General features: G+C 45.8%; 11 protein-coding genes. 6 read left to right on the forward strand and 5 right to left on the reverse strand.

The features are described from left to right. Nucleotides 1-140: 140 nt before the first annotated feature. From JOD82_RS18865 to JOD82_RS18890, 6 genes are all read left to right on the forward strand, one after another. The gene (locus tag JOD82_RS18865; protein WP_209949785.1) at nucleotides 141-1130 is read left to right on the forward strand and encodes a Gfo/Idh/MocA family protein; all 990 of its coding nucleotides are present in this window, start codon (nucleotides 141-143) and stop codon (nucleotides 1128-1130) included. A gap of 300 nt (nucleotides 1131-1430) precedes the next feature. Next, nucleotides 1431-3191 carry a cache domain-containing sensor histidine kinase gene (locus JOD82_RS18870; protein WP_029515621.1) on the forward strand — a complete coding sequence of 587 codons (1761 nt, stop codon included), beginning with the start codon at nucleotides 1431-1433 and terminating at the stop codon, nucleotides 3189-3191. A 2-nt stretch (nucleotides 3192-3193) separates the two neighbouring features. Next, the gene (locus JOD82_RS18875) at nucleotides 3194-3994 is read left to right on the forward strand and encodes a response regulator transcription factor (protein ID WP_029515620.1); all 801 of its coding nucleotides are present in this window, start codon (nucleotides 3194-3196) and stop codon (nucleotides 3992-3994) included. A gap of 135 nt (nucleotides 3995-4129) precedes the next feature. Then, the gene (locus tag JOD82_RS18880; RefSeq protein ID WP_029515619.1) at nucleotides 4130-5473 is read left to right on the forward strand and encodes an extracellular solute-binding protein; all 1344 of its coding nucleotides are present in this window, start codon (nucleotides 4130-4132) and stop codon (nucleotides 5471-5473) included. Nucleotides 5474-5499: 26 nt separating this feature from the next. Then, complete coding sequence (locus JOD82_RS18885; protein WP_029515618.1) at nucleotides 5500-6381, forward strand: carbohydrate ABC transporter permease; 882 nt, start codon at nucleotides 5500-5502, stop codon at nucleotides 6379-6381. Nucleotides 6382-6436: 55 nt separating this feature from the next. Further along, entirely contained in the window at nucleotides 6437-7318 is an 882-nt protein-coding gene (locus JOD82_RS18890) for a carbohydrate ABC transporter permease (RefSeq protein WP_069012544.1), read from the forward strand. Between the two features lie 160 nt (nucleotides 7319-7478). Here the strand turns inward: JOD82_RS18890 and JOD82_RS18895 are convergent, their stop codons facing one another. From JOD82_RS18895 to JOD82_RS18915, 5 genes are all read right to left on the reverse strand, one after another. Further along, nucleotides 7479-7736 (reverse strand): helix-turn-helix domain-containing protein, encoded by a 258-nt coding sequence (locus tag JOD82_RS18895; protein WP_029515616.1) that lies wholly within the window; start codon nucleotides 7734-7736, stop codon nucleotides 7479-7481. Between the two features lie 575 nt (nucleotides 7737-8311). Beyond that, nucleotides 8312-8779: a hypothetical protein gene (locus tag JOD82_RS18900; protein ID WP_069012523.1), complete on the reverse strand. Its 468-nt coding sequence runs from the start codon at nucleotides 8777-8779 to the stop codon at nucleotides 8312-8314. 7 nt (nucleotides 8780-8786) lie between these two features. Then, nucleotides 8787-11690 (reverse strand): CdiA C-terminal domain-containing protein, encoded by a 2904-nt coding sequence (locus JOD82_RS18905; protein WP_141695521.1) that lies wholly within the window; start codon nucleotides 11688-11690, stop codon nucleotides 8787-8789. Between the two features lie 24 nt (nucleotides 11691-11714). Beyond that, complete coding sequence (locus tag JOD82_RS18910) at nucleotides 11715-12170, reverse strand: DUF4280 domain-containing protein (RefSeq protein WP_069012524.1); 456 nt, start codon at nucleotides 12168-12170, stop codon at nucleotides 11715-11717. A gap of 31 nt (nucleotides 12171-12201) precedes the next feature. After that, the gene (locus JOD82_RS18915) at nucleotides 12202-12834 is read right to left on the reverse strand and encodes a hypothetical protein (protein WP_069012525.1); all 633 of its coding nucleotides are present in this window, start codon (nucleotides 12832-12834) and stop codon (nucleotides 12202-12204) included.

The raw sequence follows: 12834 nt of genomic DNA on the forward strand, positions 1-12834 counted from the left end.
TAAGGATGGTTGCAGGTGATACAGACAGAGCCTTAACAAGGATAAGGGATTATCTTTGTTAAGGTTTTTTTGTATATATACTTCGGCAATAGGGTACGATGGGATCGGATTATTTTAGTGTGTACATGGGAGGGACTAACATGAGCAAGGCGAAGCTGTGTTTTATCGGGGCTGGCTTTCACGCTTCAACGAATATATATCCTGCTGTTATTGGGGCAGGTGCTGAAATTCAGGCGATTGCGACTAGAGATTTAAGCAGATCGAAGACAGCACTTCAGCGGTTTGGAAGTAGTGGCACACCTTATGACAATTACAAGGCTATGCTGGAGCAGGAAGACTGTGATGGAGTTGTCGTGATAGCACAAGCGGCAGATCATCCTTCGCTCGTACTAGACTGCATTAAGGCTGGAAAACATGTCTTTGTAGACAAGCCACTGGGTTGGAATGCCGAGGAAGCGGCCCAAATTGCAGATGCGGCAGAAGCAGCAGGCGTTGTGCTGATGGTCGGTTTCATGAAGCGCTACGCACCTGTATACATAAAGTTAAAAGAATGGATTGAGGGTGGCTCGCTTGGAGCCGCACGCTCATTTCAGGCAAAATTTCTCGTGGACAGTACCCAGTTTTGTAAAACTGGCGAAGACTTCATGAAGCTGGCGGCGGTTCATATGGTCGACCTGGTACGTTATTTGTTCGGGGAAGTGGTACAGGTTACCGGATTTGCGAACGATAACGGTGAGTGTATTTCCCATACGATTGCCTTGAAATTTGAAAATGGTGTAGTGGGCAGCCTATACTTCGCAGGTATGACAGCATGGACACGCGAGAGTGAAGGTATTACGGTAACCTTTGACCACGGTTTTGCGAACGCGGATGAGGTGAATACACTGATCATTCACAAGTCGGAGAGTCATACAGAGCTTCCTTGGAAATCCCTTGCGGAAAATGATACGGTTCTGACACCATCAGCTTCCGCGATGTCGGGCGGATACCGTGATTTGTACTTGCGCGGTTTTGTCGGTGAAATCGCACATTTCATAAACTGCTGCCAAGAAGGACGTACGCCTGATTCAAGTGGACGGGACAACGTGAAAACGATGGAGCTGTGCGACCGCATTTTGGCTGCCCTCTAATAGGATACCTATTTTATATCCAAGCTTCGGAGCCTGGACGGTACCTTAGTTTGGGTGATTTTAAAGAAGCTTCGGTTTAACTGGTCAGTAGATGGCTCCTGCATGTGTCGGGAGTCATTTTTTTTAATAAGTATCGTTATTACGTGTTATTGTCGAACATAATGATTCCAGAGATTGCTGTCCATTTTGATATAATCTCTGCTGAAAATATGCCAACAAAGGAGAATGATGCGCTAGAATAGAAAATAGAAAGCGTTCTCATTATCTACTTTTCTGCGATGGCTCAGGGGGAGATGGCATATGCGTTTAAGGTACCAACCATTAAACACATTACGTAACCAGATTTTTATCGGATTTATACTGGTGATGCTTATTATGATGAGTGTAGCGGGGGCGTTCATTTATCTCAATGTGTCTCACCTGTTAAAAGACAGTGCCGAGCGACATATTGGTCAAACTGCGGTACAAGCAAGCGGTAGGCTGGATGCATTAATCGGCCAGATGGACAGTTTGACGGAGCAGGTCGCTAATCACCCGTCTGTTCAGCATATTTTGCTGGAGGAGCGCAACGGGGGCAAGGTGAATTTTGGACAGCGTCAATCCCTACTGCAAGTGATGCATAGCTATCAGGCATATATGCCGAGTGTCGGCTCACTGGAACTGTATACTGCTGAAGGGAAGATGTTGTTTCCGATTAGAGAGGGCAGTCTGGAGGAACGTATCGGACAGGCAGACATCCGGGAAGCGAATCAGATGAAAGGAAGACTGGTCTGGATCGGCATTGATCCCGAGGACCCCAGGTCACTGCTAGCAATTCGGCAGGTCAGCTTGGTGGATCGCTGGTTCTCACGCGGAGGGTACCTCATTACCCGTATGGAGCGAAGTTATTTTGGACTGAATGGTGCGTCAGCAGTCAATGAAGAAGCGGATGAAACCATGCTGCTTGTAGATCGTCAAGGCCAGCTGCTGTCGGGTGAACCAATGAACCAGACGGATTTGTCAGGTGTACTGCACAGCAAGACACAGACGGTTCATATTGGGGAGCGGGAATATGTGAAGGCGGTTCAGCAGTCGGAGCGGACGGGCTGGTCGCTGCTGATCCTGATTCCGGTTAGCGTCGTCACAGACGGAATTACGGTTTTACGGACTACGCTTATCATTTCCGCGTCTCTTGGTGCCGTGCTATTCCTATTTATGTCCTTTATGTTGTCTACGTTGATTACAAGACCGATAGGTCACTTGATTCAGGCGATGCGTCGTTCACGGGAAGGGGCGTTGGCTCTGAATCCAGAACCGGCAGCAGCGGTCGAGCTGCGAGAATTGAACGCAGAGTACAATACGATGATTGTCGATATCAATGAATTGATCCATGTCATTTACGAGAAGGAGGTTTTACAAAGCCAGACCGAGCTTAAAGCTCTGCAGGCACAGATCAATCCGCATTTTCTTTTTAATACGCTGGATGCTTTCAACTGGTCGCTACAGGAGAAGGGAGAGGAGGAGCTTGCCGGGCTGATGGTGTCCATGTCGCGGCTGTTTCGTTATGTTATTGAACCGGCTCACCATGACTCTTGGGTGACCCTCGGGGAAGAAATGGCGCAAATCCGTCGTTATCTGGAACTGATGGAGATGCGTCTGGGGGAACGTCTGAGCTGGCAAATTCATATGCCTTCAGAGGCAGCCAGAATTCCGCTTCCTAAACTGCTGATCCAGCCTATTCTAGAGAATGCTATTTTGCATGGTGTGGAAAATCGCATCGGCAACGGCCGTGTTGAAATCAGTGTCACTCCTTCGACCAGACCGGGGTGGACCAGGATCGCGGTCATAGATAACGGACCTGGAATGACAATGGAAGAACTTGCAGCTGTGCGTACAGCGTTGATGGGGGGAGCAGCCTGCGAGAGCAAGGGAACCGGTATGGGACTGGTTAATGTGCAGCGCAGGCTCGCTCTCTATTATGACAGCGCATCTTATCCAACGGACGGTGTGCTGATACATAGTGCTGAGCAGGAAGGAACGGTGGTCGCTTTTGAAATTCCTGATGAATATGGAGGGCGGTAGGAATGAGTGTTTCATCCAAAACCATTGTCATTGTAGACGATGAACAGCGAACACGTCAGGGGATACACCAGACACTGGAGCAATGGGCAGCCGGGAAATACCGGATTGTGACATTCGGTAATGGTTTGGAAGCACTAAATATACTGCGTGCAGAGACGGTTCATCTGTTGATTACGGATGTCCGGTTGCCGGAATTCAGTGGGCTGGATTTAATCCGCTCTCTGGAACGGGATTCACGACGACCAGCGACCATTGTCATCTCAGGGTATGCGGAGTTTGATTATGTCCAGCAGGCTCTTCGTCTGGGAGCCGTCAATTATTTGCTCAAACCGATTGATAAACAAGAGCTGCTGAATGCGGTCAATGAAGCGCTTCGGCTTGAAGAGGAGCGGCAGCGATACGAGAAGCTGGACAAGCTGGCTGACCCTGTTCTGCTAGAGCTTGATCTCCAGGCGGCTACCCTTAGTGATCCGGTACGACGTGCCTTCACCTATATGGCGGAGCATCTTCACGAATCCATTACGATGGCGCAGACTGCCGCGCATTCACACCTGAATGCGAGCTATTTTAGTGTTTTATTCAAGGAGCAAAGTGGTTTGTCCTTCAGCGAATATCTGCATCGGCTGCGGATGCAACGGGCCAAGGAGCTACTGCTGCATACCCAATTGACGATTGCCCAAATCGGCGAACGATCAGGCTACCGAACAGATAAATATTTTATTAAAGTATTCAAAGCGACCGAGGGGATAAGTCCCAGCCGCTACAGGCAGCAGATGCGTACAGGGCCGGAGAATATCGACTGACAGTAGGCAGATCAAACCCAATAAAAGTGGAATTATACCCAATGAGCGTACCCTGTTGAAAGCAGGAATAGAGTGCTAAACTTACAAATGATAACGGTTACAAAAAATATAAATACAACAAACGGAGGTCTAACGATGTCCAACGAGTATGGTTTACGTAAGCGCTCACATCAAAAATGGTTTGCTGGGTTGACCCTGCTGCTGTCATTCATGCTGGTGCTATCCGGTTGCGGTGCTGGTAAGGATGGTCAAGGCGGTTCCAGTGGAGACGGGGGAAAGGTTACACTCAAAATGATGCACCTCTGGCCAGAGGGAAGCTCGGCACAGCAGAGCAAGCTTGTGACTCAGATTATAGATCAATACCAAAAGGATCATCCGAATGTCGTCATTCAGCAGGAAGTGCTGGAAAATGAACAATATAAAAACAAACTCAAAGTGCTGTCAGCTTCCAATGAATTGCCGGATATCGGCATCACCTGGGCAGCAGGCTTTATGGAGCCTTACGTTAAAGGTGGATTATTTACGCCGATGGATGACCTGCTGCAAGGTTCCAAGCTGAAGGACAAATTCGTACCGGGAACGACCGAAGCTTATGCGCTGAATGGCAAAACGTATGCGCTTCCGATTGAATTGAATATTACACCTATTTATTACAACAAAGCCATATTCCAAAAATACAACTTGAAGGTACCTACGACTTTTGACGAATTTAAGCAGGTTGTGAAAACACTTACGGATCATGGAGTAGCACCGATTGCATTAGGCAATAAGGACCGCTGGACCGGCTCGCTCTGGTATATGTATTTGGCGGACCGTATAGCAGGTAACGAAACGCTGAAAAAAGCGATTGACGGCTCAGGATCGTTCGATGACCCTGGTTTAATTCAGGCGGCCTCCGAAGTTCAGACGCTTGTGGATATGAATGCATTTAACAAAGGATTTAACGGCTTGTCCAATGATGAGGGAAAATCCGAATTTATGAACAACAAGGCAGCTATGTATTTGATGGCTACTTGGGAATTGCCGAATTTTACGACCAATCCCGCAATCCCGCAAGCATTTAAAGATCAAATTGGCTTCTTTAAATTCCCGATGGTTGCAGGCGGCAAGGGCAACGAGAACAGTTGGGTAGGAGGTCCGGGAGTAGGTTTGTTTGTTTCTGAGAATTCCAAGGTGAAAGAAGAGGCCAAAGCGTTCGTTGAATACTTTGTAGTTAAATGGGGAGAACAATCGGTCACACAGGCGGGCGTTATTCCGGCGACGAAAGTGGACACCTCCAAAGAAAAATTGCCCAAGCTGTATGTCGATTTGCTGAACGGACTGAATCAAGCCAGCAGTATTACGTTGTTCGCCGATGTACAGATGAAGCCGAATGCAGCACAGGTACATTTGAATATGATTCAGGCGTTGTTTGGTAAAGCGGTGACACCGCAACAATTTGCCGACCAGCATAAGGCTGCCATCGAGAAAGGAAATTGAAATTGACCACCTAAGGAGGTCCAACCGTGGAAAAGGTCATGTCCAATAAGCTTGTCATTGCTCTCTATGTATTGCCTTCTCTGCTGCTGTTATTAGCCGTAATATATGTACCCATCGTACTGACCGGCTATTACGGCCTGAATCAGTGGAATGGAATCGGTTCTATGACTTTTGTGGGGCTGGACAATTATCAACATTTGCTCACAGACAGTGCATTCTGGCAAAGTGCCTGGCATTCGCTGCTGCTGGCCTTGTTTTCAGGCATCAGTCTGATCGGTTATCTGGTCATTGCGATGATTTTGTCAGGAAAAATCAAGGGAGCGAATCTGCTGCGGAAAATTTATCTGATTCCCATGCTGTTGTCATCTGTAGCGATCGCACAGCTGTGGCTCAAAATGTATCATCCAACAAACGGAGTGTTCAATTCCATACTGGCGTCGGTCGGAGTTCACAACCCGCCTGAATGGTTAGCTAATCCGTCCTTGGTGCTGTTTGCTTTGTTCATCCCGATTATTTGGCAATATGCAGGCTTTTATATCCTGATCTATTATGCCGGGCTGAAAAACATTCCCGAAACGCTGATGGAGGCTGCCCGGATTGACGGGGCCAGTGCCTGGCAGATTGCGACTCGTATCAAATTGCCCCTGTTGCGCGAGGTGATTAACGTTACGATCATATTGTCCATTGTCGGCTCGCTCAAATATTTTGACCTCATCTACGTCATGACGGATGGTGGGCCGAATGGAGCCAGTGAAGTGATGGCTTCGTACATGTACCACCAGGCATTCCGCAGCTTTGATTTTGGATACGGTAGCGCTACAGCCTTTGCCCTGTTGCTCATCTGTCTGATCGCTACGTGGCTGATCCGCAAGGTTACGGCTACTAGTGACACCATCCAGTATTCATAATACGGTCATGCAAATAGATGAGGGTAACAAAGGACAGGAAGAGGGAGGAACGGATATGAAAACCCAGGCAGCCGCCAACTATCCGCTTGGAGTCGGTACCCGCGGCAAAATGTTAACTCGGGTCGGTTATGCCGCTTTGTATATCATTTTAATCATCTTGGCGGTGACGCAGCTTTTACCGCTGGTGTGGCTGATGCTGTTCTCACTTAAAAATAATCAGGAAGTGTTTAACCTTCCGCCGTTTGCACTCCCGTCCCAGCCACATTGGGAGAACTATATGAATGTGTGGACCAGCGGCAATATCGGGCGGTATTTCTTCAATAGTGTGTGGATTACGGTCATATCCGTGGCGTTAACGGTGCTGCTCGCCAGCTTTGTAACGTTTGCCATTACACGTATGCGGTGGAAAGGAAGCCAGCTGGTTCTCGGGCTCTTTATGGTCGGACTGATGATTCCAGTCCATTCCACCTTGATTCCGTTGTTCAGTATGTTTCTCAAACTGCATTTAACAGACACTTCACTCTCTATCATCCTGTCGTATGTTGCTTTTAATCTGCCGACAACGATGATGATCTTGCTGGGATTCTATTACGCCCTGCCCCGTGAAGTGGAAGAAGCGGCTGTTATGGACGGTTGCTCCGTCAACCGAATGTTCTTCCGGATTGTGCTGCCCATGACAACCCCCGTTATGGCAACGACGTCTATTATTAATATGATCTATAACTGGAATGAGTTTATTTTCGTGAATACGTTTATTAGTTCGGACGAAAACAAAACACTGACCGTCGGCGTTCAAAACTTTATTGGACAATATACGACCGACTGGGGAGCTATCGGAGCCACGCTGATGATCAGCATTTTGCCCATTTTGCTCGTGTTCCTCATCATGAGTGACCGGATTGTGGAAGGGATCGCAGCCGGGTCGGTTAAGGGGTAAAACAAATTCCCCAGGTTAGAATAGCACCCCCTAGTGTAGACATTGGATCAAACCTCTTGGTTTGTCCGATGAATGCTAGGGGGTGCATTTTTTGTGCGGGTCTGGGTTGAGTTGAAGGAATATATAAATGAAGTAGAAAAAACATAGATTTAAGCTTTTTTTAACTACTCCCGACATTTCGAGCAATCATCTCATAGGTGGGGTAACACTGAGCCTTGTCGCTCATATAAGCGATAAGGTCGACCAGTATCAGCTTCTCATACTGGCTCAAGCCATAACAACGATGGATTTTAAGCGGCACTTTGGTAAATACCTTATGAAGTGACGTGAACTCACTATCTTGACTTACCTTGTCCATGTACTCGTTAGCGACTTGGCGGTTTTGAATCAAAACGAAACCACTCGCTCTTGTTGTCATTTCAATCCCTGCCTTATGCGTTTTTGATTACTCCGCCGCACGGCGGCTATGAAGTCAGGAAGGCGAGCCTAGAACGTATCCTTACCTGCTCTATGTCAACTGCTCGTCAGCAGAGTTCTTTCTTCGCTGTAAGAATCGCTGAAATGTTCCGTTAAGTTGCCGACGTATGAAAAATCTTTCGTTTTTGCCGCCCCTACTCTAATAGTGGCGGTGCCTATCCTAAAAGATGCGATTTATTGCTATTTTATCCTCCCTACCGGGGCGGCGTATTCTACAGTTGCGAGTAAATTTGAAAAAACGCAAGAAAAAACGAAGATAACAAAACAGGTTAATTATGGTGGTATCTGACCATAATTAACCTGTTAGATGTAACGGAATAGCGTTATTCAGGTTATAAAATTAAAGCATTTGATGTGCGTACAACCGAAATGGAGGAATCTTTATACGGGTATTACATGGCTTATATGTGTTATTGGTTGAATGATGGATTCATTCGTCATTTGGTAGTCCCACCACCTTTAAAATGTTCATGATTCGAGTGGATTCATATCCAACAAGCATTCTATAGCCTGCTTTCAGTTTGATAACTGTTCGAAAATATATGGGTATCGCAGTGAAGTAATTATCTTGTTTGATAGATACTTTTTCTGGTATTGATCTAGCTTTGTATTTATGAATACAGTAGCATTTTCTTTTCTGAATATTTGATCTGTACCATTTTCCACAAACACCATGTCAGGATTAAAAACCATTAAAATATTACCGAAAATTTTAAATAATACTTCTAGTCCTTTCTCGAATAATTTCCCGAATAATTGAATCCCAATTTCTGCATTGATGTCCATCCCATATTCTTCTCTTAAAAAATCAATACTAATAATATCTTCTGTTTCAATATCAAGTGTGAAGTATTTACAGCTAAGACGAGAAAAATCTTCGTAGTTAGTTACTTTATCTTCAACTGTATCGCATACTATTTCATAAATTATTCTTTTAAGTGTTTCTTTATCCAAATTTGAGACTAAGAATAACGTACAGTCCATCTCACTTTTAACCTCCAAACACTCTTGTAATCTTTCCATCCTTCACTAGAATTAATTCTTCTAGTCTTTTTAAATCTCCATTCGGATTTGCTTTTCTTAAAATTGTTTCGATAATTTCGGTAACTTTTTCATTTGGAAAGTTGTCTATGTTCAAAACAATTCTTCCAGACTGTTTCTTCGTCTTTCCTGCTATTTCTTTAATTATACTTTGTATCTTTCCATCTGGTTTTGGTGCATAACAATCAAATACATTTCCTTCGATTAGAAAATCTGGATTCGACCCTTCTGCAATGCCATGACCATTTCCACCATCAATTTCATCTAACATCTCAATGTCATAGCCATTATCAGCCAATACATCGGCTGTTTCATTTTGCTTCTTTATTCCATGGGAATCTCCTTCTCCATAATTCCCTTTAGGTTTGCCACCCTTTGGTAAAGAAGGTTCGGTAAGTTTAAACTTTGGAACTTCTCCCGTCCCCTTAGTGCTCTTACCTGTATACTCTCCTGATTCTAACGCATCAATCTGTTTTTGTCTCTCAGGCGAAATCTTTGCACCGGAACCTTTAGAATGTGGAACGTCAGGACCAGGATCATGAAGCCGATAATGATCTCCAGCCGTTGCGAAGATGGGTGACCTTTTAGTTATACGGATATTCATCTTTCTAGCTACACTTTGCAAGTAACTTCCTAAGGATTCAAAATTGGTTGGAAAACGGATGGCATTCGTTTTGAATTTTCCATCTCCAACTTTGGCAAGAGCAGAGTCGGCCTTTGCTGAATCTCCGAATAACCCCGGAGTCCCTCCTTTACCGGCTTTCTTTTCTTCAGCTTCCTTGAGTCCCTTAGATAAGGAGGCTTCTTCTTTACCCAACTTACCCAGCTTTCTAACTAACTTTGCGCCGCCTTTGACAAACCCATAAATATCTGCTACACGTTCCACGGCCTTGATACTGTCATATCCTGCGTCGTAACTTTCCTGTTTGGTATCGGTCAATGGATTAGGGAAGAAATTATTCAATTTTCGCTCAATCGGATCGGGTATGCTTTTTATGCCGTCCCACACGGTTTCAAGGTCGTGAACCACATCTTTCTTTGTTTTTTTTCCTTGGAATGAATCGGCAATATAGTCCCAGCCAAACTTTGCACCGCCCTTAATACCCTCGAGCGTCTCATTGCGTTCCAAAAAACCTTTACCAGTGTAATTTCCCGGCATAACGAAAGGAGTCATTACCATGGTTCCCATATCCGCTATGTCGACAACTGAGTCCCATACACCGCCTAAAAACTCTATACCCGCATCCCATTCTCCCTTGAGGGTCGCACCTACGTTTTCCTTAACGCGTGCTCCGAGCACACTTTGGATTCCCTTTTCAGCGACTTGCTTCTCAAAGTCAGACAAGATCGGTTCTGGGTAGTATTGATGGAGGGAAGCTTTAAGTTGGATTTCTGAGCTCACGCTATTAACTTCCTGCTCCAGATCCAACGTATCGGTTGTTGTATTCAAGTGTAAGCCGTTGGTTCCTTGCAACTGAATGCTACCTGCCGAAAGACTGAGACTGCCTGCGGCTTGGATTTGTATACGTTGGGTGCTGTTCAGGCTGACACCGTTATGGGTATTCATGGAAATGTACAGTGACCCTTCCTGCGCACTCATCGACAGTTCAGAGTTCCCTAAGGAGATTTCTTTTCCCTGTGGATTTGCAAAGGATTTGACCCCGGGATCGGCTGTTTTGCGCTGGTGGCGTTCTGCAGACGATTCGACCACGGCACCTTGAGCTGCGTGAGATGAAGGGACAGCAACGCTGGATGGTTTTGTTCGAACCGATTGTATGACCATCGCATCGTCTTCGTCTGCACTAGGAAAATACAACTTCACCTGCGCACCTTTTTCCGGCATTAGATACCACACCTGATTCCCTTCAGCAGAATAGGGGAACCATTGGGCATCCTTGGGATTCTGCTGATCGTCTATATCTAAATGCAACCGCACCTGATTCCGGCTGACATCTAGTATTTTTCCTTCAATAGCCGCGCCAATGATGGTACGATTATAGATTTTAGGGACCTTCAAGCCTTGTGACAATGCGCATTCATACGACCAGGTCATTAAACCGCGAACCAACTGTCCTTCACGTTTGGTGATGACGTAGGTTTCGTGATTGCGCTCGACTTCATCTCCCAATTGCAGCATTCGATTCCACTCAAAGGTATACCGGGTGTAATCTCCGATGCTGGCAGATCTCCAGCCATTCGCCTCTTGATCCAGATAGGGAGCAATCTTGCGTTGAAGCGTAAAAGGAACCTCTTTCAAATGAATATGCTGTCTGGCCTGCGGTATACCGATCCAAATTTGAGCATGGTGTGAAACGATATTAGGGACGAGAAGGGCTCCCACATGCGAAGCCAGCCGTTTTAAAAAAGTCCAATCTGTCTCCTGATATTGCATGATGAATTGGCCTGTTTCTTTTTTCTCAAACGCTTCATCAATCTTATCCGAGCCTTTGTAATCGGCCAGCACCGCATCTACAATCTCCGCATACTTTTGATTGATGTGTTGAAAGGAGCGGTTTTTGAGCTGCGTATCTAGTTTAAAACTATGAGAAATGACGTCGAGAGTTACCACGATCTCCTGATGTCTGTGCTCCACATCTACGCAGTACAGTTGTCCCATAAATAAGGGATGCTTCTGGTCTTTGGCATCGGAATACCATAGCTCAACTTCGTCGTCACTGCTTGCTTTGGTAATGATTGTGTCTGCCTGATCGGCTTCTAGACTACCCGTGATCACCAGTCTAGCATGTTCTCCCAGCTCGTGACTCATATGGACGTTATGAAGACGCAGCTTGCCATAGGGCCAAGTGACATGTAAGTGCTGATAGGTAAAGCGTTCTTTCGCTACGATGTTCATCCTTAATCTCCTTGCTTGATAAAATCAACCATCCTGTCCGTCATCTGTAATGGAGATGATACCTCCACCACCTGATCCCGTGCTGTCTGCACCAAAAAAGGAGGATATCGCCTCTTGTACACCTTGGCAGCTACACATTAAGGTCGAATTGTTGAGTAGGGCGGGTGCCCCCTCAACCAATACGTCTTCCTTCCCGCCTGTCCACTTGGACCCAAACGCAATCTCAGGTTCACAAGGAAGGCCTTGCTTCAATTTACACAGTCCAAAAGCATTAATTTTGCTAATATTGGCTCCACAAATAGCATCGTCCACGTTCAGAACGGGCTTATCTTTAATGAAGACACCGTGGCTGTACATCATATTGAGCACACCAGGATCTGTACCTTGACTGCACTGTAACTTGGCTCCTCTCACCACATAAGAATGTTCTCCGCTGAGTGCACCTTGAGCCAGAGCTTTAATAAGTAAAGGTAAAAACATATAAGTACCTCCTTGAATAAAAGGTATAGAATCAAGAAAGCCCCGACCACCATGTTGCGGTGTGCAGCATGGCATAGGTTAAGGGAACCCAGAGGGGAGCATCCTCCAGTTTAAATTGACAACTCCCGATCACAGCCTTGCCATGCCAGGAACGCACAAAGACAATCTGATAATAGGGAGAGGGGGAAACTAGAAAAACAGCTTCATAGCAGCCAATGGTGGTATCTTGAATAGAAAGAGCCTTTTCATCTACGAGCTTCATACTTGGTTGTGCACGACTCGTTTGCTCAATCATTTGTTGTTGATAGATTTCTATTTGCGAGGGGTCCAGTTCTTGCCTGCTTTGGTGCAGACCGAACAGGATTCCGCCCAGCTTGTCCTGAACAACGAAGCTTTTCGACGGATCTACCGTCTGTCCAGCCCGAACTTCTGGAATAAGAGAGTCAGGCAGGGAAATGGTGAGTTGATTTTCAAAGACAGGAAGGGTTTGAAACCGGATTTCCTGTTGATCCGATAGGGTTAGCGAGCCTTTTGAAATTCCCTCCATCGCTTCTTCAATAGTTACCATCATCCAGCTTTCATCGTTTTCCGCTGTACTTAATTGCTCTTTCAATATTTGTTGATGATGCAGTTTCAAAAAAAATTCATCCCAATGCTCCGTCAA

It is taken from the genome of Paenibacillus sp. 1182 (assembly GCF_017833915.1).
Lineage (GTDB): Bacteria > Bacillota > Bacilli > Paenibacillales > Paenibacillaceae > Paenibacillus > Paenibacillus polymyxa_D.